Consider the following 24,268-nt stretch of genomic DNA (forward strand, 5'->3'; position numbering starts at 1 on the left):
CGGAATAGTGCCTGCTGCGAAGTTTGCCGCGCCGGCCGACCGTCCGGCCGATCGATCAGCGCGCCTTTCCATTACCTTTTCGGAACCCGCGCACCAAAGCGGCGCAGCGCCGATGCACGATCATGTACGTAATGTGCGTTAAACCAGTGACGTCTGGCAAATGCGGCATGAAGATTGCGGATCGGCTTCGCTCTTGCAGGCGGTCAAAGATGCGCAGGATGCCCGGCGGCCGGCGGTCTGCCAGCTGACGAAGCGCCCCGCCTGCTGCTCCTTGACGGCCACCCACCACCAGGGCTCGATCGATGAAAACCTTCCACTGCAATCGCTGCTCGCACCTTGTGTTCTATGAAAACGTTCGTTGTGAACGGTGCGAGTCATTGCTCGGATATGTACCCGAACTGGCCGAAATCAGCGCCTTCGAAGACGCCGGTGAAGAACGCTGGCGGAGCCTGCATCCGCGTGCCGAGGGCGCGCTGTTCCGGCAGTGCCACAACTACGCGGTCGAAAACGTCTGCAACTGGATGATCCCCGCCGACTCGCCCGACTCGCTGTGCCGGGCCTGCCAGCTCACGCGCACGATTCCAAATCTGGGCGCGCCGGATAACCGGCTCTACTGGTACCGGCTGGAGATGGCGAAAAGGCGTCTGCTATACACGCTGGCCGGGCTTGGTCTTGACGTCCCCTCGCGCCAGGCTGATCCGGAGCATGGCTTGGCCTTCGAATTCCTCGAGGACGGCGACGATGGTGAGCGAGTCATGACCGGCCACGACAACGGTCTCATCACGCTGAACATCGCCGAAGCCGACGACGCCTACCGCGAAAAGGTGCGCAGCGCGATGGGCGAACCCTACCGCACGCTGCTCGGCCACTTCCGCCATGAGACGGGCCACTACTACTTCAGCCAGTTGATCGAAAACAATCCGCGCTGGCTCGAGCCCTTCCGCAAGCTGTTCGGCGACGAGCGCGCCGACTACGGCGAGGCGCTGACGGCCTACTACCGTGACGGCGCACCCGCAGAGTGGCAGGCTTCGTATATCAGCACCTATGCGACGATGCATCCCTGGGAAGATTGGGCCGAGACGTGGGCGCACTACATGCTGATCGTCGACGTGCTGGATACCTCGACCTCGTACGGTCTCGCCTTGTTGCCCGACGATCCGAACGGGCCAACGCTGACCGACCGCACGCCCGTGGAAGACGCGAGCTTCGAGAATCTGATGAAGCGCTGGTTTCCGCTCACGTATGCGTTGAACAGCCTGAACCGCAGTCTCGGCATGCCCGACGGTTATCCGTTCACGCTGGCCTCGCCGGTGGTGGATAAATTGCGCTTCGTGCATCGGGTGATTGCGGCTGGGGGCGACAAAACACAACCGAGGGAAGTGGCGGCACCGGCGCGTGATGCCGGGGCGGTGCCGGCTGGCGCGTTGCAAGCTGCGGTATCGCAAGAACCCGCACAGGCTCCCGTCATGGAGACAGCCGCGCCGTCAGCGCCGCCGTCGCAGTCCGCGGCCGCCGCCACCAAAGCGGCGCCCGTGAAGCGGACCGCGCGCCGGCGCTAGTCCAGCCGCAGTACCCGCACGTTGAACACTTCACGCACTCGCAAAAAAACCGCTGCCGAATCCATCGGCGGCGGGTTTTTTCTCAACAGGCAAGCCTGGCTATCGCTCAATACGCGACGTAAGGTCCAGTGCCGCCAGGTGTCGCCTGCTGCTCGACAGCGGCATACACGTTACGCCCGTAGAAGAACGGCAAACCCCAGTCGAATATCGACGACGTCACGAAGGCCGGTCCCGCCAGCAGTGGCAACGCTGAATCGCCGCTGTACGTTTGCGAAATCGCCGTGGCATTGCCAACGCTGAAGTTCACCGCGCTCGTCGTGCCGTTTACCCCCTGGATCATCGCACTCAACGACTGAGTCGACACCGGGCAGTAGTACGCGCTATTGGGGCTCGCGCATGCCGGCAACGCGTTGGTCTGGAAGAACAGGCCGGTCGAGCCACTGTCCAGAATACTGTTCGAATACGTTGTACCGTTCTGCACGGTAGTAAAGGTGCCGTTCGACGGGCTCACACCGATCACCTGCGCGCTGCCTAGCGAATTGTTGCTCTGCGTTCCGATGCCGAATACCAGTTGTCCGCTAACCGACTGTGCGCCGCCCGACACCGTCGGCAAACTCAGCATCGAACCGTTGTTGTCGGTCGCGAAGTAAGGAATCGGATTGGCGACCTGCAGCGCTTCAGCGAGTGGAATCGACGTGCAAGCGGTGCCGTTGCAACCGTAATACGTACCGGCCACTGCCTGCTGCACACAATTCGCGCCACAGTCGTGCTTGAACACGCCGATGCCCAGAATGCCATTGGCCTGCAACGTGCCCGGCGTGTTGCGCGACGCACCGTAATTCGCGCAATCGGACGGCAGCGACGCGTAGTTCGGATCGATTACCTGGATCGGCAGCGAGGCCGCTTTTTCACCGGCGATCTGGAGGTCGGCGAGCTTCACCGAACCCCACGTGTAGCCGTCGAAGAACTGCATGCATTCGGCGACCAGATTGCCCGAACCGTCCTTCTGCTGCGGCAGCGTCATCGAAGCAGGCAATTGCGAGGCGAACACGCGCACGCCCCATGAACCGGTATCCACCAGCATGTGATCGATGGTTTGGCACTGGGTGGTGCCGGGCACGCAAATCGTGACGCTGACAAACGGCATGTTCGGCACGTTGCTCACGCCGGAATCGACCGTCACGCGCACTGCATTGGCAGCCACCACTTGCGGCGACGGCGAGGTATTCGTAACGGTGGGACCGGCGGAAAGGCTCGTCGTGCCGCTTGAATTCGCCGCGGAGCCGGAACCGCTGGAACCGCCGCCCCCACCGCCGCAAGCACTGACGAGCAACGCGAGCAGCGCCGCGCACAACAAGGTAACGAACGAAGAGGGTTGTCGCATGATCCGCTCCGTTATTGAATGACGCCGACATCGACGCCCGCGGGCACCGCTTGCGGCAGATAGGCGTAGCCGGCAAACGCGCGCAGATGCCCGCCGGAGTACACGACCAGATCGCTGTTGGACACCGCCAGCGGCGTGCCACGCCGCGTTGCGGTAGCGGCGACGTACTGGTCGAACGAGGTGCCCAGCATGGATTTCAGATCCGGCAGCGTCGGGCCTTGCCACGCGACACCGAACACGATGCCGTTGGGCGCAACGTACTCACGCACCAGCGTGCCGGACGGCATCGTAATCAGGTGTACCGAATACGCGCTTTGCGTAGTGGCCGTATGAGCAACTGCGTGCAGGCGCGTCTGATCGCTGTCGACAGTGCTGACGTTCTGGCCGAGCGTGGCGTGCGCAGCAAACGACAGCGCGCAGCTTGCCCCGAGCATTGCGCGAGCAATGCTTGTAGAGAGCATCGGTTTCAAGAGATTTCCTTCGAGGTGAAACGCTCGTGGCCGGCGGGTGAGCCGATCACGAACGAGAATCCAGGGGCGCACTCCTGACCGGTGGTGCCGGTACTGCATTCACACCGATTGGGTTGCGTGAATGCGTCTACGGAGTGGCGGCGCGAAACTTTAGCCATCGCGAAGCGGCATGGCAATCGTTTGCGGGACGATTTAAACCTTCGGCTGGCGCGGCGCCGTTTGAGGCCGTTTGATATTTGAGGACCGGATCACCAAGGGGCGGCGCTTCGGCGCATATTTTTTCGATTCGACTTGTTTAAAGCGAACACCCTCATAAAGTAACGGGGCCACAGCAGAAAAATATTGATGCGTGCAGCATGCGTCGAGCAATGTAAGCGCACGTTTAATAATTCACGTCTACCGGCCTGTTTCGTCAGATCATTGCGGCACGTGCAGACTGCTTTTGTGTGAAGAGAAAATCGCGCGACGGGCGTGATTCGAGGCGAAAAAAATGCCGCGGACAACTTGATCGTCATCCACGGCACCTGATACTCCGTTGCTACTTCCGCGAGCCGCGCCGAATCCGGATCGAGCGATTCGACGCGGCCGCGTCTGCTACTTTTTCTGCTGCTGCAAGAGCGATTTGAGCTCCTGCACATTTTCTTCCACGCGTTTTGCGATCACCGCATACGACTCAGCCTGCGTTTGATACGCGGCTTGCGCCAACTGCTGCATATCCGCGAGCGACTTGTGCAGACTTTGCTGGATCAGTTCGGCAGCTTTGGCCGGAGGCGCGGCACCGCCTGCCGACAACTGCCCCGTGAGCGACTGCAATTCGCCCAGCGTAGTACGCAGCATCTCGGTCTGCTTCTGTGCGAGCGACTGCATGCCCTGGAAAGCAGTCTGATTCGCCTGAACCAGTGCTTCCATGTCCTTGCGTCGCGCTTCCATGATGGCAGGTACGTCGAAGCCGGGGAGCTTGAACTGCTCCAGCATTTTGGTGAAATCGCCAAACGGATTGGTGGCGTCAGGTCGGTCCATGCGAAATCCTCCTTAACGGTTGAATAGTCGCCCGCGGTGCATGGCCGCGATGTGCTTTTCCGGCATATGCACCAGTGGCGTCGCGTGCGCCGCATCTCCCGCAGGGCTTGCTGCTTCTGGGGTCGGACGGCACATCGCTTCAATCATGCGCCTCCCGGCCACATTGCGCCAGCGGGCACACCCTGATCGTTCACTTCGGGCGCCCTTAATTCCACCCAATAGAGAGGGAAACGGCAACGCGTCCTGATGCAAGATCAGCTGGAAGCGCTCCCGCCCAAAAAGCAGCGCAGCCGTTCGACGCGCTGCGTTGGCTTTCGCACATAGCCGCCTCGCTGCCCACTTTTCATCTTCCCTCAGGTGATTAGGATAAGAGCACCGCAACGCTCGTGCCGAGTGAACCATGCGCTATCCGCTGAATATGGCCGTCGCCGCCGCCCTTCTCGCCTGCATTCTCTTCTGCGTCATCAGGCTCGCCTTGAATTGATGCCCCCTGCCCCGTCGCTTTCACCCCATGCCAAACCCGCTCCGCAGTTGCATGTTTCGCGATGACATAGCGCGAAATAATTGTTGAATGGAGTTCGGGAAGTGACTCGCCCATACTTCGTTTCGCTGCCGGTGCGTACGAAAAAGGACGCATGAGATCAAGGGTGCTAAGCGTGAAAACGCGCGTGCGAATTCGATCCCGATGATTAACGATCCCACGGTTGCCCGATCATCGGAAGATGCGTTCGAACATAACGGCACCGCGTGCCGACGACAGGATGAACATGTTGACTTCAGTGAGTTTCCTCAAAAAGAATGCCGCTCGTTTTGCGTGTGTCGCAATGGTCTGCGGCAGTGCGCTCCTGACCGGCTGCGCCGGCGGCAGCATCAACAACGCGACCCAGACCAGCGCACAACCGCAAGTGCGCCCGGACAACATTTATGTCTACACCTTCGACAGCGATCCGGACCAGGTGAAACTGGACAACGGCGGCATGCTGAAGAAATTGAAGTCGCAACTCGACGGCTCGTCCGCCGCGGAAAAGCAATCAGCCGATGCGATCGCCGTGCGTGAGCAGGTTGCCAACGAAATCGTGCATCAATTGCAATCGATGGGTCTGCGTGCGATTCGTTCGGACATCCCCGCCCCCGCCGACCAGAACGTCCTGCTCGTGCAGGGCAGCTTCGACAAGATCGACGCGGGTAATCGCCGCCGCCGCGTGCTGATCGGCCTCGGCGCTGGTAAAAGCGAGGTGAGCAGCTCCGTGCAGATTCTGTACAAACCGGCGGGCGGCACAGCGCGGCTGGTGCAAAGTTTCAATGCCACCGGCGACAGCGGCAAAGCACCCGGCATGGTAGAAACAGCCGGCGTGGGCGCCGCAGCCGGGAGCATCGCGACCTCTGCAGCAGTGGGCGGCGGCTTGCACGCCGTATCCGAAACGAAGAAGGCTGGTGTTTCAGCGGACGCAAAGCGCCTCGCCGACGCAGTAGCGAAACAGGTGGCGCAGATCGGCGTAAGCGGAGGCTGGCTCTCGACGGCGCACGTCAAAGGTTAAGTGACCCGCAGCAGATGCCAAACCGCGGCGCAGGCGGTGCCCCGATGTAACGCACCGTTGAGCCGCTTACGCGCCGCCCTTTTCCATCGCGCGTTGGTACGCGGGGCGCGCCTCGATGCGATCGACAAACGCCGTGATATTCGGGAATGCATCGCGGCCGCAAAACTTCAGGCACGTCTGAGCCACGAACGAGAGTTGGATATCGACGCCCGTCAATTCATCGCCCATGAAGTAGTCGCGGCCGGCCAATTCCTCATTCAGAAAACCGAGGTGATTCTGCATTTCACTTTCGATTCTCGGTTGCAACGGAGCAGCACCGTCGCCAAGACGTGCCGTGTACACCTTCAACATCAGCGGCAGCATGGCAGAGCCTTCCGCATAGTGCAGAAACTGCGCGTAACGATCGTATTCGTCGGTTCCGTATGCCGGCGCGAGGCGGCCGTTGCCGTGGCGGCGAATCAGATAATCCACGATCGCGCCCGACTCGAAAACCACCTTCTCACCGTCACGAATCACAGGGGCCTTACCCAGTGGATGGATCGCCATCAGTTCCGGTGGCGCGAGACGGGTAGCCGGATTCCGCTGGTACTGAACGAGCTTGTAGTCGAGGCCGAGTTCTTCAAGCAGCCAGGTAATGCGGCGTGAACGGGATTCGTTGAGGTGATGGACTTCGATCATGGATTGGGCTTTTGAGTCGGTGAGAGAAGATGTGGCCAACGTCTACCCCGAACCGCTCGACGATTTGCGTGGGCAGACATTGGAAAGATTTGGCGAACCTGCATCGGCATGGCACTGCACGGCACAACGTTGTGCAGCGATACAGCGAAGCGCCTCTGCTCGTTAGAAACGCAGCAACACCTTGCCCTTGCGCGCGCTCTTCTCGCTCGCCGCTGCCGCTTGCGCCACGTTCCCGATATCGAAGACGGCTTCGACCGGCAGCTTCAACTCGCCCGATACGGCGAGCGTGAGCAGTTCGCCGATCATTCGCGCTTTATCCGCACCCGACGTCACCTCGGAAATCTTGCTCGCCCAAAAACCCTTGACGGTCGCCTGCTTGAAAATTGCATCACCGGAGTTGAGGCGCATCGGCTGGCCGGACATGGCGCCGAACGAAACCAGGGTGCCGTTTTCGCCAAGCAGACCGAAGATATCGCCGCTAGCATCGCCGCCGACCGAATCGACACCCGCCGCGAGCGGCGCATCGCCGACGATGCCACGAACCCGTTCCTTCCAGCCCTCGCTGTCCGTCGACACTGCATTGCCGATGCCCAGCTCGATCAACTCCGCAATGCCCGCTTCGCGCCGGACCAGATTGACCACATTGATGCCGCGTGCGTTGGCCAGCATCGCCAGCGTCTTACCGACCGCACCGTTCGCCGTGTTCTGGATGAACCACTGACCGGGCTCCAGATGCAGATATTCCAGCAACATCACCGCGCTCAACGGCATGGCGATCAACTGACAGCCTGTTTCGTCGCTGATCGCGTCCGGCAGCGGGATGACTGCTGCCGCTGGCGCCAGAACGTAATCGGCCCAGGCTTCGTGAATGCCGGCCACCACCACGCGCTGACCGGGCTTCACGCGTTCGACACCCTCGCCGATCGCGTCGATCACACCGGCAACTTCAGAGCCGCCTATGGCCGGCAGTTGCGGCTTGTAGCCGTATTGACCGCGAATCGTCCACAGGTCGTGATTGTGGATCGGCGACAAGGTCGATTTGATCCGCACCTGCCCCGCACCGGGAATCGGCGTGGGACGTTCCGCGACCTGCAGTACTTCGGCGGGATTGCCGAAAGAGGAATGGATAACGCTACGCACAATCGATCTCCTGGAAGGTGCAACGATGAGGACTCCGCTACGTGCGGCGCCAGTGGTTCTTTTCGAGAGGTATCAATCGCGCCACGGCCCTGGCCGCAGCAATGCTATGCCGCGCGCAGGACGTTCTGCGTGATCGCCATGGCTTGCGCCATCGCGCTTCCATCTTGGCGCAGCTTGGTGACGAGCGCCGCGCCGAGCCACATGTGATAGAGAAGTTCGGCAGCTTCCTTGGCCCTGATCTCCGGCGAAAGCGAGCTGTCTGCTTTGCCCTCTTCGATCACGGACGCCAGACGCGCCATCAAGCGGTCGACGCCGTCGCGCAGCACCACGCGCATCTCATCTGACAGGTCGCCGACTTCCGCGCTCAGCTTCACCACCAGACACTTTTCGTCGCCGTCCTGATCGAGTTGTTCCTGCTGCCACGCGGCCCAATAGCTCAGCAGCTTGTCACGGCCGTTGACACCGGGCTGACCGAACAGTTCGTCAAGGCGCACCGCGTAGTCGGCGACGTACTGCTGCAGCAACTCGCTACCGAACGACTCCTTCGAGCCGAAGTAGTGGTAGAACGACCCCTTCGGGATTTCGGCAGTCGTCAGAATCTCGTTCAGCCCGACCGCGACAAAGCCTTTGCGCGCAATCAGGGCTCGCCCGGCGTCGAGGATGTGCTTGCGGATGTGGGGATGGCTAGCTCTCATAGGTGTCGGATTATGGACTCAATTAGACCAGTCGTCTAGAGAGTCGATAAGCGGGAGAGATTGGCCTGCTACTTGCCACGATTGCGCCCGAGCGAGGCCACCGGCGGCCTCGCGCAAGACGCGAAGCCCGCCTGGCGGGCACGACTTCAGCCCAAGCTTGCGTCGGGCCGTGATACCGGGTTTAGCCCTTTGCGGGACGCCCCGTCTTCACCGTCTCGAGCGACGACACCGCGGCAACCAGGCGCTGCGGCGCTGCCGCCACCAGCATCATCAAGCCTGCTCGCAACAGCTCGCTCTTCTTGACCGACACGCCGGCGTCGAGGCATGTCTGCTTGAGAGACGCGATCTTGTCGTAGTCCGATTTCGGCATGGTGAAGCTGTCGCGCACGACTTTCTCTTTCTTCGGCGGCTTGGCTTTCTTTGCTTCAGGAGCGTCGGCAGGTGCGGCTTCCGCAGTTGCCGCGCGCTTGGGCTTGGTCGCTTTCTTGACGACAGGCGCTGTTTCCGAGGCTACCGCACGCTTCGGCTTGGCGGCCTTCTTGGCAACAGGGGCCGCTTCCACGGTCGCTGAACGCTTCGTTTTGACAGTCTTCTTGGCGGCAGGTGCTGCTTCCGCAGTTGCCGAACGCTTCGCTTTATCCGCCTTCTTGGCGGCAGGTGCTGCTTCGGCGGTTGCCGAGCGCTTTGCTTTGGCTGCCTTCTTGACAACGGCCTTTGCTTCCGCCGCTGCCGAGCGCTTCGACTTGGCAGCCTTCCCGACTAGGGGCGCCGCTTCCGCCAGTTGCTCCGCCGCGACTGCCGGCTCCGCGCCATCTGCCGCGCGCTTGGTCGCGCTCTTCGGGAAATGGAATGCTTTCTTGGTGTGCTCTTTAGTGACAGGTGCCGACATATTTACCTCCGAATTTATAACCGTATAAACAGTATATATCGTTTATTTGTGTCGAAGCCATCGGACGATGTAATTGACAAGGTTGCCGCAGGCGGCCGGCCGCCTGCCTTTGCCGCACCACCTTACGACGCACTCAGCGGAATCAGCCGCGGCTTTGTCAGGCTGTAGGCGATTTGCCCGAACAGCGTATTCAGGCTGTTGGTCCCACCGGCGGCATTCGCACAGGTATCGGAGTAGAAATACGACGAGTTCGTCGCTATCGATGCCATCGTATTGCAGGCAGTGAGCTTGTCATTGCCGTCACCACAACTCGGCGCCGACGCGGCCTCGCCACCTAGATAAGCAACGGTGTAGATCAAGGTGCCGGTGCTGCTCTTGATGGTAGCCGCCGCGTTAATGGCTGCCTGGCACTCGCCTCCATATGTACTGCTATAGGTGCTGCCCAGTTGGCTCGTCGAAGACGTCGCGATACCGTCGCTCAGCAGGATGATCACGTTCTGTCCGGGCGGAGTCTCGGTTGCGGCCGTGGCAGCCAGAGAAGTTTGCGCCGCCGTGAGCGCCTGCGCGTAGAACGTGCCCAACCCGCCCGGCGCCGGGAGACCGCCGCAACTGCCGCCACCGAGCGCCTGCACGATACCGGAACTGGTATTCGCCTGCTGGTTACTGCCAAGATAGCCCGAACTCGGCGAAGCGACCTGATAGCTGGCACCCGATGCCGAATAACTGCTGGCAATGGTCGGCGACTTCCCTGAGCACGTGAAATTGTAAGTTGACGATGTTTGCGGCGGAAATGCCATCAAGCCGACCTTGTCGCCGGCATTGGTCAAGCCGGTCAGCAACTTCAATGCGCCAGCCTGGGCACACTGCAATCGGGTCTGCGCCACGCCTTTTGAATTCAGGCAGTTACTGTCGGTGGTGGTACTCATCGATTTCGTGGTGTCGAGGATGATCATCACGTTGTAGAGCGCGGGCTCAGCCCCGCCCCCGGCACCTGCCTCCGCGGTCGCACTGATCGTCTGCGACTTCATGCCGAAGACGTTGGCGAAAAAAAGCGGCACAGTCGCCTGTTGCGTCACCTTGATGCCGTTGTATCCGGACACCGCCTGTTTGTACGGCAACGTGACGCTGGACAAGGTCAAGCCCGTTACCGTCGCGGTCGCCGGTGTCACGCCGCCTGGCATCGTGTTACCTTGCCCTGCCGTGAACGCCTGTGCGTCGCTGGCGGCGGTAGCCCATGGTTTGGTCCAGAGATCCACCGCGCCGGCGAGTGCCGCGGCATCGGCGGCGCTCTGCAAGCGCCTTTGGCTGTAAGCCAGATAGCCGTAGTCGACGGCAAGCGCCGCGAACCCCAATAGGACGACCAGAGAAAGCGCCACCACAATGGAGACGGCGCCGCGCTGGTTTGCCGGCGCGCCGCGAAGCTTAAGGTTTTTTCTCATGATCTCACGCCCTCCCAAACTATTGACCCGGTCGCCCTATTGCACTCGCTCCGCTGCTGTGGCATTGAGCGCGGATGGCATCATCGTAAAGAGACCGAACAAAGACCCCGTGAACAGGGGCGAAAAATTGCTGTAGGTAACGGTCACAGCCGCGGTTGCTACCGCCGCACCGCTTGCGGCACTGGTCAGATCCGCTGCGCAAGCGGTATCGCTCGTGCAGTTGCCACCGTTTACCGAAACCGTGATCGACAGGTTGCCGGTGTTCAGCACCGCAGCCGACGTTTGCACCTGAGTTTGCGTACCGCTATAGGGTGTCGCCGTGCCGCGCTGCGATGCAAAATAGCGTGCGCCCGCCGATGCGGCGTTGGCGACCATCACGTAATTGCTGAGCAGCCAGCCGAACTGCGCGAGGCCTACCGCGATCAAGAGCAGCACCGGCACGACGACGGCAAACTCGACCGCCGCTACCCCTTTCTGCCTTTTTAGCGACATGGTCGCCCCCCACTCAAAAGATCGCGACGGTTGCCGACCAGACCGGCGCGTTGCCCGAGATAATGTTGGCCGCGGTTCATTGCACTAGCTCAGACATCGTCGCAGTCAAACTCGACGGCATGATGGACTTGAGACTGTATAAAGCACCGGTGAAGAGCGGCAAAAACGTGTAACCGAGCGACACGCTCGCCACCGTTCCGGCTGCCGGTGCCTGGGTGGAGGTTCCCAGCGCGCTTGCGCACGTGCTATCGCTGGTACACGATGTGCCGCCGACGCTCATGCTGATGGTCAGCGCGCTAGTCAACGCCGGCGTCGACGCCAATATGGCCCGCTGTGTATCGGAATAGGGCGTGGCGTAGCCTCGCTCCGATGCGAGCAGGTGAGCGCCCAGCGAGGCCGCATTCGTCAGGGCCAGGTAGTTGTTCATCAACCAGCCGAACTGCACCGTGCCGAACAGCAACGCGAGCAATATCGGGAGCACAAGGGCGAACTCCACGGCTGTCGCCCCACGCTGATTTTTCCGTTTCATATGCCCTCCCTTATCGCACATGTACGCTTAACACATCAGGAATGCGAACTGCTTTCTTTAACGACCCGAACCTTTGGCGCCATCGCGCCGCCGTCATCCGCCCTAGCCAGTCATGCTGGGTAACAGGACCCTGTAGACATGGATCAAGGCCGGCCCCATCAACACCACGAGGAGCGCAGGAAAAATACAAAAGATGAGCGGAAACAGCATTTTCAGTGCGATCTTGGCGGCCTTTTCCTCGGCGCGCATCCGCCGCCGTGTGCGCAGCGTGTCGGAAAGCACCCTCAGCGAAGCACCGATGCCCGTACCAAAGCGTTCCGCCTGAATCAGCATGGAGCTGAACGAATCGATGTCCTCGACGCCCGTGCGAAGCGAAAAATTGCGCAGCGCCGTTTCTTTGGAAAAACCGGATCGCATTTCAAGCAACATCAGTTCAAGCTCGCTCGCGACCACCGGGCTGCGCATCCTGATTTCGTCGCCCACCTTCATGAGCGACGCGTCCAGACCCAACCCCGCCTCGACGCAGACGGTCATCAGGTCGAGCGCGTCGGGAAAGTCTTCCACCAGTACGCGCTTGCGCCAGGTAATGCGTTTTGTCAGCACGAGATTCGGCAAGTAGTAACCTATTGCGCCGAGCGCGGTGAGGAACATCAAGCGCTCATGGGTCGTCGCTGCCACGGACGAACCGACAAGCCAGAGCATCGCCAGCAGCGGTAACGCGATCGCCATGGCAGTCTTGGCAGCGAAATAGATCGGCGCGGCGCTCGGCGAACGCCAGCCGGCATTCATCAGATGCAGGCGCAGGGTGGATTTCTCCCAGCCTTCCTTTGGAAGAGACAACTTCGAAAAGGGCTGGGAAATCTCCGCGAGTTTTTCGAACCAGGCGATCTCCGGCAATTCCGGGCTCTTGTCCGCCCCGAACGCGATATTGGTGCCGCCGGCCTGCTCGATCCGGCGCCGCAAGTCGCGTGGCGCGAAAACATGCATCGCACCGAGCGCGACGGCGAACACAACGGCGAACACGCCGACCAGCAACAGAATCTGCGTGGTGTTTAGCGTCTGCATGACCCCTCCTCGATATTGTGTGGTGCGCTCTACGGTCAACAGGCGCAACTAGACCCGGATTCTGGCGATATGCCGCATCCAGAACATCCCGAACACCATGGACACGAGCATCACTTCGACCATCTTGATCCCCGCAGGGTCTTGCCACAGCACATCCAGGAAGCCAGGATTGCCCAGCATCATCAGCGCCCCCGTGCCGAACGGCAGTAATCCAAGCACCCAGGCGGACATCTTGCCTTCAGCAGAGAGGACGCGAACCTTGTCGAACAGCTTGAATCGCTCGCGAATCAGTAAGGCGATGCCTTCCAGTACCTCCGAAAGGTTACCGCCCGTCTCGCGCTGGATCACCACGGCAATCACGAAATAGCGCAGATCGCGGATCGGCACGCGCGTGGCGAGGTTCGCCAAGGCTTCGCTGATCGAGACGCCGTAGTTGATCTCATCGAACGTGATGCGAAACTCGCCGCTCATCGGCTCCGCGAACTCGGTGCTCACCATGTCGATTGCGCCGGTAAAGGCGTGCCCCGAGCGCAACGCGCGGGCCAGCATGTCGCAGACGTCCGGCAGTTGCCGTTCGAGCGAGCGGATGCGCTTGTTGCGCCGGTGCTGCACATACAGGACCGGCAACATGGCGCAAAACGCGCCGCCAGTTGCCGTGAGAACGAGCGGCACCCTGAACAATGCGCCCACGAGCAATACGATCGGCGGCAAGACGAGGCAGGTTCCAATGAGTCGCGCGACAGTCCATTTCAGGCCCGACTGCTGCAGAAACAGATCGATCGTATGCACGCGCGGCACACTCTGCAGGAACCTCGCCAGCCCCGACGAGCCGGCCAGCATGCGCGACTTGAGAATCGAGAGCTGCTCCTTGCTGACGTGTCCACCTGCGGACACGGCGCGAATCCGCGAATCGACCCGGCGCGCGACCGGTCCGTGCCGGCTGTTCCAGTATTCGTAGGCGCCTTCCAGCGCCAGCGCCACCGCCACGAACAGCAGAATGATCGACGCATAGAAAATCGGTGTCATGCGAGTCTCCTGAAACAGCAGGCAATCGGATTACGCTCCAATGCCGTGCGCATCATGTCGTTTCGAAGTGCCGCGCCGGGTCGTAGACCTGGTCAGGCGGTGCGACACCGAAAGCCTGCAAGCGCTCGGCAAATTTCGGCCGTACGCCAGTCGCACAGAAATGCCCGCGAACGATTCCCTTCGAATCGACACCGGAGCGCTTGAAGACGAAGATCTCCTGCATGTTGATCATGTCGCCTTCCATACCGGTCAATTCCGAAATGCTGACGATCTTGCGCCGGCCGTCGGTCAGTCTCGTGGCCTGCACGACCACCGAGATCGCCGAGGCGATCTGCTGACGCATGGTTTTGGTCGGCAACGAAAGCCCCCCCATGCTGATCATGTTTTCAAGGCGCGTCAGCGCGTCTCGCGGGGTGTTGGCGTGGATCGTCGAGAGCGAGCCCTCGTGCCCGGTGTTCATCGCGTTGAGCATGTCGAGTGCCTCGGCCCCGCGCACTTCGCCGAGAATGATGCGATCGGGACGCATCCGCAGCGCATTGCGCACCAGCGTGCGCTGGGTGATCTCGCCACGCCCTTCGATGTTCGGCGAACGCGTCTCCAGCCGCAGCACATGCTCCTGGCGCAGTTGCAGTTCGGCAGCATCTTCGATCGTGACAATGCGTTCGTCGCCGGGAATGAAGCCCGACAGGACGTTCAGCAGCGTGGTCTTGCCGCTGCCCGTGCCGCCCGACACAAGAATGTTCACCTTGGCACGCGCCAACGCGTCGAGCACTTCCGCCATCGGCGGCGTCAGGCTTTGCAGTTCGACGAGGTCGGACACCTGCAATGGGTTGGCCGCGAAACGCCGTATCGACAGCAGCGGGCCGTCGACTGCGCACGGCCGGATGATCGCGTTGACGCGCGAGCCGTCTGGAAGACGCGCATCGACCATTGGGCTCGATTCGTCGATATGCCGTCCGACGCCGGAGACGATTTTCTCGATCACCTTCATCAGATGCGCGTCGTCATAGAACGTCACATCGGTGGCTTCAAGGCGCCCTCTTCGCTCGACGTACGTATGGCTGTATGTATTCACCAGAATGTCGGACACGGTAGGGTCGCGCAACAGCACCTCCAGCGGTCCGAAACCGAACATCTCGTCATGCACGTCGACGACGAGCTGCCGGCGTTCGAGATCGTTCGCCGGTGCTTTCTGATCCTCGAGGATGCGCCCAATCAACGCGGAGATTTCCTGACGAACCTGCTCAGGAGGCAGCCGCGAAAGGCGTTCCAGCTCGACGCGGTCGAGCACGGCCTGATGAATCTCGCGTTTCAGTTTCTGGTACGCGGCACGCATCATGCCGGCTTGTGGATTCGACTGACCCGAAGACTCGCCCAAAGGCTGGATGCGTTGCGCGGAAATCTGCTCACGAAGCGACATGATGGTCCCCTTTGGCCTTACATCATTTCAAGTTTCGGCTGCGCCTGACGGCCGAGCAGCCGCGAGAACAAGGACGCGCTTCTGACATGCCCCCGGTCCGATTTCGATGCGCCGCTCACGATGTTCTCGGCAAGCGTCTGCAGGCTACGTGAGACACCACTGTTGCGTGCTGTCTTCGAAATCGGCAGCCCCTGGTTCATGGCATCGGACACGGCGACCGGGTCCTCCGGAATGACCTGCCAGGCCTGCATGCCCAGCACCTGCTCGAGCGCCGCCCGGGCGCGTTCGGCGTGGCGCGTGTAGCGGTTCAGCAGCAGCCGCATCTGGTCGGACGCATAACCGAGCGAGCCGAGAATTTCCTGAAGCCTGCGGCCGGCGCGCACATGCGCCATGCTCGCTTGCAGCACGATATGGATCTGGTCGCTGCTGTCGAGCGCCAGCATCGACAGCTGATTGATGGTCTGTCCGAGATCGAAGAGCACGAAGTCGTAACGCGGCACGGCAACGCCCAGAATCCATTCGAGGCGGTCTTCCTTGAGCTCTGCTGCCTTGATCGGATCGCCCGCGCCCGCCAGGATGTCAAAGTTGTCGCTGACGTGCACGAGGCTCGCATCGAAGAACGCGAGATCCATGCGCTCGATCTGCGAACAGATCTGCGGCAACGTCGAGGGCGGCGTCTCGTCGGACACGAGGAAGGCCGCATCGGCGAACTGCTGGTTCAGATCGATCAGCAAAACCCGCTTTTGCGCGAGACTGGCAATCGCGTGCGCGACGTTGCAGGCGATAAAGCTGGTTCCCGCCCCGCCCTTGCTCGACATGAAGGACAGGATCTGCGTGTCGCGCACGTTGCCCGGCACGCACTGGGCCTGGGCGCGCCGCAATGCTTCGCCTAGCGCTCGCTGATCGATGGGCCAGCCGAGCACATCGCGAAAGCCCGCGCGCATCGCCGCAATCAACGTCTGCGACGACGTGTCGGGAATCACGAGTATGCACGTGAGTCGCGGGTGTGCATGGTGGAGCTTTTCGAAAGCGGAGAGCTCGGCGTCATTGAGCGACGCTGCGTCGACGATCAGGACATCGAACGCATCGAGACTATCCCCCCGGTCGCTGAGCAGCGACGGCTTGCCGCTCGCGCGGGTGGTACGGCAATCGCCGCATTCGCCGGTTTGACGCACGATCTGTGCGAGCCGCGTGCCGTCTTCAGAGAGAGCCAGTACATTGATCATGATGTTCTCAACTGGACAAACGAAGGTGACTGAAGGACGTTGCCGTCAGCCGGGAGCGCAAGGTCATCGCGAGGCATGATGGTCTCCCGCACATTGGGCCATCACTGACCACCAGACCCGCCGCCATTGCCACTGCCAATGCCGATCACAAAAGGATTCAAGGTGGTGACAGGCGCCTGGAACGATTTGTCGTACGCGTCCTGTGCGGCGACGGCCGCCTTGCCGTCGACGCCCAGAGTCGACGGCGTATGCTCAGCCGCGTGCGGATCGATGATCTGCATCGCGGCGGCCGTGTGCGCCGCTTCGCCGAAATGCGCGTCCCACACGGGCGTGCTCGTCATGCAACCGCCAAGCGCCGCGCCCAGGGTCAGCACGAGTGCCGCCCGACCCGTCAAAACAAGATGTTCGAGTTTCATGAGATTCCCCTAGCCATGCGTCAATGTTCATCGGCCGGAATGGTCCCGCCCGCTTTGGCGACCATCTGCTGGCTACCCGTTACGGCTTGCTTCGCCGCAGCGGGGCTCACCCCGGCGCTCACGTCGGCACCGGTAACGGAGGGCGCCGCGGCGGCTGGCAGTGGCGTCGCCACGGGTGCCGGCGTACCGTCAGGCGGACCGATCACGACCGGAGCCGGCCGGTCGGCCTGCGTATCGCGCGGCGGCAGCGCAGCCGGCGTGTTCGACCCTGCTGCAGGTGCAGGTGCAGGTGCAGGTGCAGGTGCAGGTGCAGGTGCCGACGGCTGCGTCTGCGGTACGTTCGGCGTCGCGGCGGCCGGTGCGGCGGGATGAGGCTGGCGGCCTTCCATGTTGCCGGTCGCATAGACGGCAGCGTCAGAGGTCGGTCCGAAACTGTCGGTTGGCAGCGGATAGTCGTTGCTCGGCATAGGCTTGACGAGATGCACAGTGATGATGAAAACCAGTTCCGTGCGATCCTGCTGGAACGACGTGCTGCGGAACAGCGCGCCCAGCACCGGCACCTCACCGAGGCCAGGAATTGCCTTGAGCGACCCGGTGATGTTGTTCTGCATCAGCCCGCCGATGGCAAAGCTTTCGCCGTCGTTCATTTGCACCGTGGTCGAGGCGCGGCGTGTCGTGATGAGCGGCAGGATGGCCGCTCCGCTGGTCCCGGTCGCGGTTACCGTGACCCCTGTCGGCGACAGTTCAGACACTTCAGGCGCCACCTTCAGGTTGATCCGGCTGCCCGCCAGCACGGTCGGCGTGAACTTGAGGCCTACGCCGAATTCCTCTTCCTGCAGCGTGATCGTCGAGCCGCCGGTACCGTTGCTTTGCGGCACCGGAATGAAAACCCTGCCACCCGCGAGGAATGAAGCCTCCTGCCCGCTGAGAGTCACGAGGTTAGGCTCGGCGAGAATCTTGCCGAGGCTGTCGGTCTTCTGGGCGTCGACCGCTATATTGAACGGCCGGTTGTTTGCCTTGTTGACGATAACGCCATTGCCCACGCCGGCGAGCAGGCTGCTCACGAGGGCGCCCGTCCATGAGCCGAAGCCACCCTGGATGTTCACCGCTGCGCCGAGCTGGTTGAGCAGGGTCTTCGAGACTTCGGCGACCTTGACTTCGAGCATCACCTGCTGGGGCGAATCGAGCGTCATCATGTTGAGCACTTCGGAAGGCTTACTGACGCTGGAGCTTTGCTGGGTCAGGCTGGAACCGGTGTTACCGAAGTTCGTCGTGCTCGCCTGTTGCTGCTGGGTGGGCTGCGCGCCCGCATACGCGTTCGCAATCGCCATTGCCTGCTGAGCGGCTTGCGCACCGGACACCCGGCCCGCCAGCACGAGGTTGCCGGCGGCGGTCGACACCCTGATGCCGCGCTCGGCGGGCAACAGTTGCTGCAGGGTTCTCTGCAACCCGTCAGCGTCGATATTGACGTTCACGTCGATGATCTGACACTGGCCGCTGCGTCCCTGGACGATCATGTTAGTCGTGCCAACCGTCATCCCGACGAGGTAGAGCGTGCGCGGAGACACCAGCGTAGCTTGCGCGACGGTCGGGTTGCCGAGCGTGCGGTTGCGCGCCGGTTCGGCGAGCGGCACGAGGATCGACTTGCCTACCGCGACGGAGACACTCGACTCATCACGAATCTCCCCGCTGCAGTTAGGTCCGCTCAATGCCACGGAGCCGACCGACTTGGTGCCAGCCCCGGGGCCAGACGGCATCGGCGCCATGCTGATCATCATCGGCACCGGCCCCTGGCCCACCGGCAACGCGGGGTTCGCACCGCCCTTGCCGAGTGCGGGCATGCCGTTGATCTGCTGCGCGACGCCGTTCTGCGTAACGACCATTCCGGCGCACAGCGCCGCCACGAGTACCGTGCTGCTCAGCGAGCGGCGACGCGCGTGGCTGCCCGATGAGAACCCCAGTTCTGTTTTCATGTCTTTATGCCCCCGTTGCTCGATGCGTGTAACCCGAGACTTTGGTTCTTGACTTCGTTGTGTCGGTCGCGGCGCCTTGTTAAAAGGCGCACCATGGCCGACCTAAAAACATTCGACGCTGCCCGTCACGCCCGACAACACGCCGACACAGTCGCGCTTCGGAGCCGGGCGAGCGGCGTATTTCGCACGGACCGGATGGACTGGCTCAGCCACCGGCGCCGAAGCCGGCACGTCGAACAACGTAAGTTTGGTCGCACCATCCGTCGAGGGTGTCTGCTTGTCGACCTGGTTGCGCAGAACCAGCGACAACGTGCCGACGCTGCGCGCGAGATCGAGCTTCTCAGCCTGATCGGGCGTCACTTCGAGCGTGACCGCGTTGACGACTTTCGGCGCTGTGTCGTCGCGGCTCACTTGCTGGGCCACCGCGAGGACGAGGATCTTCTCGAGTACGATCTTCGAGATGCTCTGCTGGGTATCTGTCTTGCCGGCTTGCTGCGTATTCACGATCACGTCGACGTAGTTGCCCGGCAACGCGAAACCGGCGACACCGACCACGTCATTCACGCGCACCGTAATCGCCCGGTGGCCCGAGCCGATCACCGCTGACAGGCCGCCTTTCGTGCCGATCGGCGCAAGCTTCGATTCGAGCACCGGCTCTCCTGGCGCAAGACTCGCCAGCACCACGCGCCCTTCAAGCGCCTTCTCGTCTGTGAAGGCACCGGGAGGCACGCTCCCTGTCGGCCAGTTGATCGTGCGAAGCTGGCCCTGCGTCAGCGGCTCGCCCAGATTGACGGCGCCTGCGGCCACAGCCACCGGCGTGACGGCACTCGACGACGTCTGCAGCAGCCATCGCGAGGCCAGTACCACGGCAGCGAGGCCCGCCAGCAGGGCAAACGCGAGCATGACTAAAGCGCGACTGTTTTTCATGGCAACACTCCTGCGTGGTTCAACATAGACGCCGGTCAAGGCGCGCTAAACAGATCCCGCGACGTTGGTAAAAATAGTACTGAGGTTCGTACCAAGCGTGCCGACGGCCCCAACGATGGCGAGGGCGATTAGCGCGGCGAGAAGACCATATTCGATGGCCGAGATGCCGTCTTCGTCGCGAACGAAACGTGTGGCCTGGGCGATAAACTTTTCCATGACTTCCTCCGTTGCATATCTAGATAAAATCCGCGCGGCTAGACGGTGGCCGCGAACAACACGCCCAGTGTTCCGGCCGCTATTGCGACACCGTAAGGAATCGCCCCAACCGATGCGGGTAACGCGACGCCGCTATCAGATGCCCGTGAAGGTACCGAGCGCCACGAACCCGCGGTCTGCTGCAGATTGGCGATCAGTTGACGGACGCGACCGCGGCTCACCACCAGAGCCAACGACCAGACCCCGCCGATCAGAAAGGTGGCCAGCGCGATGCGGAAAGTCATCGCGGGGCCCACCCATGCACCGATCGTCAACATCAGCTTGACGTCGCCCGCAGCCATGCCGCGCAGCAGATAGAACGGCAACAACAGCGCGAAGCCAAACGCGGCTCCCGCCAGCCACTCGATGCCGCCGTTTAGCGGTCCGTGTAACCACACCTGCACGCAGAGCGCCGCGACGAGGCCGATCGCGAGGATGCGATTCGGAATTCGGCGCGTGGCGATATCGGTGCTCGCAGCCACGATGACCAGCACGATGACGCACAGGGGCACGGGTTGCGGCGGCAGGGGTGGCAGTGTCATGAGAGGCCTCGATCCGTCGGACTAATTTTTCACGCCATGGCGGTAGCAATGCGACCCGCTACACACCGAATAGAGTTCAGTCTTCCGTTGTCGGTGGCAGCGCCTCGCAAGGCGCGCCCCGATCAGAAAGACCATCCCGGGTTCAGAGACACCCGGAAGTCGACGGACGAACCGAAAGCGCACGTTCGTCCGCCGGCGGGTGCACTAGATCGATCCCGCGACTTTGGTGAAAATACCGCTCAGGGTCGTGCCAAGCGTGCCGACAGTCCCGACGATAGCGAGGGCGATTAGCGACGCGAGAAGAGCATATTCGATGGCCGAGATGCCATCTTCGTCGCGGACAAAGCGTGCTGCGTGAGCGATAAATTTCGTCATGACCTACTCCTTCGGATGTCTAAAGAAATGCCCTTAACCAAGATTGGTTTGAGGGAACGTACTGCCGGCACTACGAAAAACTGGCGGTCAGTCGACGACCACCCTGTGTCCTACTTGCGTTCGCGCTGCCGGTTGAGCTCCGCAGCTTCGAACTGAGCGGGACAACCCCGAGGGTTGCTTGCGTGGCGATTCGTTTCCAGTCTGGTTGCTTCTTCGAATCGTCCGGTCGTCACGCCGTCGACTTCCGCACTCTCTCCTTAGCAAGGGTGGGGCCAGCCACACGCAAATGCTGGAAATACAAGGCTCTCAGCCCGATGGCCTGGGCCAGCCCTCCCAGGCTTCCGCACAGAACGTCTCGCGTCCGCGACATTTTTCAGCCTCGCCGGCCGACGGTGGAATCGCCGAAGAGTCCCACGGGATAAGGCTTTGAGCGATTTACTCAGGACATACCCTGATTCATCGCAGGCGTCAATTCCGATGAAAACGGGCACGCCTCGCGAACAGCATCCGCACAAACTGTCGCAGCCCTGAGACCGGAACGTGCGCTTGCGCACATAGGCGCTTCCGTTTTCACCTCATTGAGCAGCCTTTGACACCTATCGCACTTCACGAAGGAAAACGCGACCTTGCAAGTCGATTAATTTTCTTCCAACAATGCGTTAACCGGTCACGCGCGAACGAGGTACTTCACGCAACGTTCTGGACCGACGCTTAGGAATCTGGATCAATGATCAGCATGACTGGATGGTCCACTGGATCACATCCGGATAACAGAGAAGGCAGGGATCATGTACGTTTCACAACCAGACGATCGTAGCGGTGAAAACGGCGTTCACAGCTTCCTCACTCCTGAACGTGTGGTCGTGTACAGCGTCGCGATGCTGGTGCTGTACGCCCTGTTTATGGTGACCTGGGCCAGAGCGAGCAACGGCTTCACCACTGGAGATTTCACGAAGCCGGGCATCGATTTTTCGGTTTTCTGGTCGGCCTCATATGCGGCGCTGCACGGTCCGGCATGGCAGGTCTATGACTTCACCTCCTTCGATAAAATCGAAGAGACGCTATTCCACTTTCCGCGTGGCAGTTTTCTGCCGTGGCTGTATCCGCCGACGTTCCTCGTGCTCGTCAAGCCACTCGCCCTGGTGCCGCCTGTCGTCGCCTTTTTTCTATTTGTCGGTGTCAGCGCATTACTGTTCGTCTTCGCCACGCTTGCCGTTTCCCGGCTCGCTCCCACTATGGGCAGTTCACGCCTTGGCTGGCTGCTCGTTGCAGCCTGTCCGTGTGTCTTCGTCCCAGCCGTCTTCGGGCAAAACTCGCTCCTGACCGCAGCGCTTGCTGCGCTCGCCGTCCACTGGATCGGCCGCCACCCGGTTCGCGCCGGACTGTGTATCGGCTTGCTGGCCATCAAGCCGCAAATGGCACTTCTGTTGCCGTTCGTGTTGATCGCGGCGCGCGCGTGGCGCACCTTTGGCGTCGCCGCGCTGAGCGCGTCGCTGTTCGGTGCGTTTAGCGTAATGATCTGCGGCGCGCAGTCGCTGCCACTGTTCCTTGCAAGCACCAGACTCGCTCGCGAACTGATACTCGAACATGGGCGTCATTACTGGCTCTCCTCGCCCACCACGTTCGCGGTTCTGCGCGAAGGCGGCGTGCCCCTCGCTCCGGCTTATGGGGCGCAAGCATGCGTTGCGCTGATTGCAGCGGCGGCGGCATGTCACATCTGGAGGTCCACACACGACGCCCGCCTGCGCGGCGCGGCTCTGACCGTCGCCACTCTGCTCGCGAACCCCTACGTGTGGCACTACGAACTGGCATGGCTCGGCATCGCCGTCATCTGTCTCACGGCAATCGGATTCGATAAGGGATGGCGACGTGGTGAACAGGCGGTACTGGTACTCGCCTGGCTGCTGCCTGTCTATGAGTTCTTCAACCGCCTGACCGAATTGCCGCAAATCGGACCAGTCGTCCTGCTACTGATGCTGCTGCTTACTCTGCGTCGCGCGCGAATCGCCGAGGAGGTGCCGTCATGAACCTGCCGTCGTCGCACAAGCTGCCGCAACCAGGACCATGCAATGCCGACGCATTGCATCACATACGAAAGACAAAAGGGATAAACGGGGAAATGTCATGTCCACACCTATCAGCAAACCATTGATTTCGCTCGTCGTGCCGTTCTACAACGAGCATCAGGCAGTCGACCGGTTCTTCGCCGCCGTCGTGCCGATACTCGAATCGATCGAAGACTCGCGTTTCGAAATCGTCTGCGTCAACGACGGCAGCAACGACGGGACACTCGACAAGCTAGTCGCCGCCAGCATTCAGGACAGGCGCATCCGGGTCATCGACCTGACGCGCAACTTCGGCAAGGAAGCTGCCTTGACGGCCGGCATCGACGAGGCGGTCGGCGACGCCGTGATCCCGATCGATGCGGACCTGCAGGATCCCCCGAGCCTGATCCCCGTGATGGTGGAACACTGGCGCGCGGGCGCCGAGGTCGTGGCCGCCAAACGATCCAACCGGGCCTGTGACACGTTCGCCAAACGCACTGCCGCGGCGCTCTATTACCGCGTGCACAACGCGCTCTCCGAGGTCAAGCTGCCAGAAAACGTCGGCGACTTTCGCCTGATCGATCGCCAGGTCGTCAACGCGCTGCGCAGCCTGCCTGAACGTCGACGGTTCATGAAAGGCCTGTTTGCATGGGTCGGCTATCGGACTGTCATCGTCGAATACGAACGCGAGCCGCGCAGCGCCGGGCACTCGAAGTTCTCCGGATGGAAGCTGTGGAATTTTGCGCTCGAAGGCATCACGAGCTTTAGCACCGTGCCGTTGCGGAGCTGGACTTATATCGGCCTGGTGATTGCCACGCTGGCCTTTATATACGGTGGCGTTATCGTCGGCCGTACGCTGTGGTCGGGCAATCCGGTACCCGGCTACGCATCCACGATCTCCCTGATGCTGTTCATGGGCGGAATCGAACTCATCGGTATCGGTGTGGTGGGCGAATACGTCGGCCGCATCTATTACGAGTCGAAAAAGCGCCCGGTCTATCTCGTGCGCCGCCGCTATCAGGCCAAGAGCAAGGTCAGCGTCCTGCATCGCGACCGCATCCCGACACGCATGACACATGCGCCGCGTCCCGAAGTCGTCCGCAGGCGCGTGATACCGAGCGTGCGGATCGTCGGTCAATGAGTTGGCAATGCGCCGGCCAATCAA

The 24,268-nt window shown here is 61.5% G+C and carries 25 protein-coding genes; 4 read left to right on the forward strand and 21 right to left on the reverse strand.

Annotation, left to right across the window (positions count from 1 at the left end):
* Window positions 1-302 precede the first annotated feature (302 nt).
* Entirely contained in the window at window positions 303-1,559 is a 1,257-nt protein-coding gene (locus tag KHO31_RS28830; protein ID WP_211624662.1) for a zinc-binding metallopeptidase family protein, read from the forward strand.
* 106 nt (window positions 1,560-1,665) lie between these two features.
* On the opposite strand, the gene KHO31_RS28835 is transcribed toward KHO31_RS28830, so the two are convergent.
* From KHO31_RS28835 to KHO31_RS28850, 4 genes are all read right to left on the reverse strand, one after another.
* Window positions 1,666-2,943 (reverse strand): DUF3443 domain-containing protein, encoded by a 1,278-nt coding sequence (locus KHO31_RS28835; protein WP_201121710.1) that lies wholly within the window; start codon window positions 2,941-2,943, stop codon window positions 1,666-1,668.
* Window positions 2,944-2,954: 11 nt separating this feature from the next.
* Window positions 2,955-3,404 carry a DUF2844 domain-containing protein gene (locus tag KHO31_RS28840; protein WP_201077749.1) on the reverse strand — a complete coding sequence of 150 codons (450 nt, stop codon included), beginning with the start codon at window positions 3,402-3,404 and terminating at the stop codon, window positions 2,955-2,957.
* 603 nt (window positions 3,405-4,007) lie between these two features.
* Window positions 4,008-4,433 (reverse strand): phasin family protein, encoded by a 426-nt coding sequence (gene phaP / locus KHO31_RS28845; RefSeq protein WP_172169820.1) that lies wholly within the window; start codon window positions 4,431-4,433, stop codon window positions 4,008-4,010.
* A 361-nt stretch (window positions 4,434-4,794) separates the two neighbouring features.
* Window positions 4,795-5,031: a hypothetical protein gene (locus tag KHO31_RS28850; protein WP_211624664.1), complete on the reverse strand. Its 237-nt coding sequence runs from the start codon at window positions 5,029-5,031 to the stop codon at window positions 4,795-4,797.
* 169 nt (window positions 5,032-5,200) lie between these two features.
* Here KHO31_RS28850 and KHO31_RS28855 point away from each other — a divergent pair, with 169 nt between their 5' ends.
* A complete protein-coding gene (locus KHO31_RS28855; RefSeq protein WP_201077615.1) occupies window positions 5,201-5,971 on the forward strand; it encodes a DUF4410 domain-containing protein in 771 nt (256 codons plus the stop codon).
* A 66-nt stretch (window positions 5,972-6,037) separates the two neighbouring features.
* Here the strand turns inward: KHO31_RS28855 and KHO31_RS28860 are convergent, their stop codons facing one another.
* From KHO31_RS28860 to KHO31_RS28940, 17 genes are all read right to left on the reverse strand, one after another.
* Complete coding sequence (locus KHO31_RS28860; protein WP_201077613.1) at window positions 6,038-6,649, reverse strand: glutathione S-transferase family protein; 612 nt, start codon at window positions 6,647-6,649, stop codon at window positions 6,038-6,040.
* A gap of 162 nt (window positions 6,650-6,811) precedes the next feature.
* On the reverse strand, window positions 6,812-7,789 hold the full coding sequence (locus tag KHO31_RS28865) for a zinc-binding dehydrogenase (protein ID WP_201108155.1): 978 nt from the start codon (window positions 7,787-7,789) through the stop codon (window positions 6,812-6,814).
* 104 nt (window positions 7,790-7,893) lie between these two features.
* The gene (locus KHO31_RS28870) at window positions 7,894-8,484 is read right to left on the reverse strand and encodes a TetR/AcrR family transcriptional regulator (RefSeq protein WP_211624666.1); all 591 of its coding nucleotides are present in this window, start codon (window positions 8,482-8,484) and stop codon (window positions 7,894-7,896) included.
* Between the two features lie 181 nt (window positions 8,485-8,665).
* Complete coding sequence (locus tag KHO31_RS28875; RefSeq protein ID WP_211624668.1) at window positions 8,666-9,373, reverse strand: hypothetical protein; 708 nt, start codon at window positions 9,371-9,373, stop codon at window positions 8,666-8,668.
* 122 nt (window positions 9,374-9,495) lie between these two features.
* Entirely contained in the window at window positions 9,496-10,812 is a 1,317-nt protein-coding gene (locus KHO31_RS28880; protein WP_211624670.1) for a vWA domain-containing protein, read from the reverse strand.
* Window positions 10,813-10,848: 36 nt separating this feature from the next.
* Complete coding sequence (locus KHO31_RS28885; protein WP_211624672.1) at window positions 10,849-11,304, reverse strand: TadE/TadG family type IV pilus assembly protein; 456 nt, start codon at window positions 11,302-11,304, stop codon at window positions 10,849-10,851.
* A 76-nt stretch (window positions 11,305-11,380) separates the two neighbouring features.
* Window positions 11,381-11,833 carry a TadE/TadG family type IV pilus assembly protein gene (locus KHO31_RS28890; protein ID WP_201077600.1) on the reverse strand — a complete coding sequence of 151 codons (453 nt, stop codon included), beginning with the start codon at window positions 11,831-11,833 and terminating at the stop codon, window positions 11,381-11,383.
* Window positions 11,834-11,935: 102 nt separating this feature from the next.
* Window positions 11,936-12,898 (reverse strand): type II secretion system F family protein, encoded by a 963-nt coding sequence (locus tag KHO31_RS28895; RefSeq protein ID WP_201077598.1) that lies wholly within the window; start codon window positions 12,896-12,898, stop codon window positions 11,936-11,938.
* 48 nt (window positions 12,899-12,946) lie between these two features.
* Window positions 12,947-13,924, reverse strand: a complete 978-nt coding sequence (locus KHO31_RS28900; RefSeq protein ID WP_201077596.1) for a type II secretion system F family protein — start codon at window positions 13,922-13,924, stop codon at window positions 12,947-12,949.
* A gap of 52 nt (window positions 13,925-13,976) precedes the next feature.
* Window positions 13,977-15,344 (reverse strand): CpaF family protein, encoded by a 1,368-nt coding sequence (locus tag KHO31_RS28905; protein ID WP_201077594.1) that lies wholly within the window; start codon window positions 15,342-15,344, stop codon window positions 13,977-13,979.
* Between the two features lie 17 nt (window positions 15,345-15,361).
* Window positions 15,362-16,570, reverse strand: coding sequence for an AAA family ATPase (locus KHO31_RS28910; protein WP_201077592.1), 1,209 nt, complete (start codon window positions 16,568-16,570; stop codon window positions 15,362-15,364).
* 101 nt (window positions 16,571-16,671) lie between these two features.
* Window positions 16,672-16,986 carry a hypothetical protein gene (locus KHO31_RS28915; protein WP_201077590.1) on the reverse strand — a complete coding sequence of 105 codons (315 nt, stop codon included), beginning with the start codon at window positions 16,984-16,986 and terminating at the stop codon, window positions 16,672-16,674.
* Window positions 16,987-17,006: 20 nt separating this feature from the next.
* Window positions 17,007-18,959: a type II and III secretion system protein family protein gene (locus tag KHO31_RS28920; protein ID WP_211624674.1), complete on the reverse strand. Its 1,953-nt coding sequence runs from the start codon at window positions 18,957-18,959 to the stop codon at window positions 17,007-17,009.
* 102 nt (window positions 18,960-19,061) lie between these two features.
* Entirely contained in the window at window positions 19,062-19,886 is an 825-nt protein-coding gene (gene cpaB / locus KHO31_RS28925; protein WP_211624676.1) for a Flp pilus assembly protein CpaB, read from the reverse strand.
* A gap of 45 nt (window positions 19,887-19,931) precedes the next feature.
* Entirely contained in the window at window positions 19,932-20,102 is a 171-nt protein-coding gene (locus KHO31_RS28930) for a Flp family type IVb pilin (protein ID WP_201077584.1), read from the reverse strand.
* 38 nt (window positions 20,103-20,140) lie between these two features.
* Window positions 20,141-20,683, reverse strand: coding sequence for an A24 family peptidase (locus KHO31_RS28935; RefSeq protein ID WP_211624678.1), 543 nt, complete (start codon window positions 20,681-20,683; stop codon window positions 20,141-20,143).
* A 204-nt stretch (window positions 20,684-20,887) separates the two neighbouring features.
* On the reverse strand, window positions 20,888-21,058 hold the full coding sequence (locus tag KHO31_RS28940; protein WP_201077580.1) for a Flp family type IVb pilin: 171 nt from the start codon (window positions 21,056-21,058) through the stop codon (window positions 20,888-20,890).
* A gap of 788 nt (window positions 21,059-21,846) precedes the next feature.
* Here KHO31_RS28940 and KHO31_RS28945 point away from each other — a divergent pair.
* Together KHO31_RS28945 and KHO31_RS28950 are read left to right on the forward strand one after the other, a co-directional pair.
* Complete coding sequence (locus KHO31_RS28945) at window positions 21,847-23,085, forward strand: glycosyltransferase family 87 protein (RefSeq protein WP_201138820.1); 1,239 nt, start codon at window positions 21,847-21,849, stop codon at window positions 23,083-23,085.
* A 97-nt stretch (window positions 23,086-23,182) separates the two neighbouring features.
* On the forward strand, window positions 23,183-24,244 hold the full coding sequence (locus KHO31_RS28950; RefSeq protein ID WP_201138818.1) for a glycosyltransferase family 2 protein: 1,062 nt from the start codon (window positions 23,183-23,185) through the stop codon (window positions 24,242-24,244).
* Window positions 24,245-24,268: the final 24 nt, after the last annotated feature.

Source organism: Paraburkholderia domus, assembly GCF_905220705.1.
In the GTDB taxonomy this organism is placed as follows: Bacteria; Pseudomonadota; Gammaproteobacteria; order Burkholderiales; family Burkholderiaceae; genus Paraburkholderia; species Paraburkholderia domus.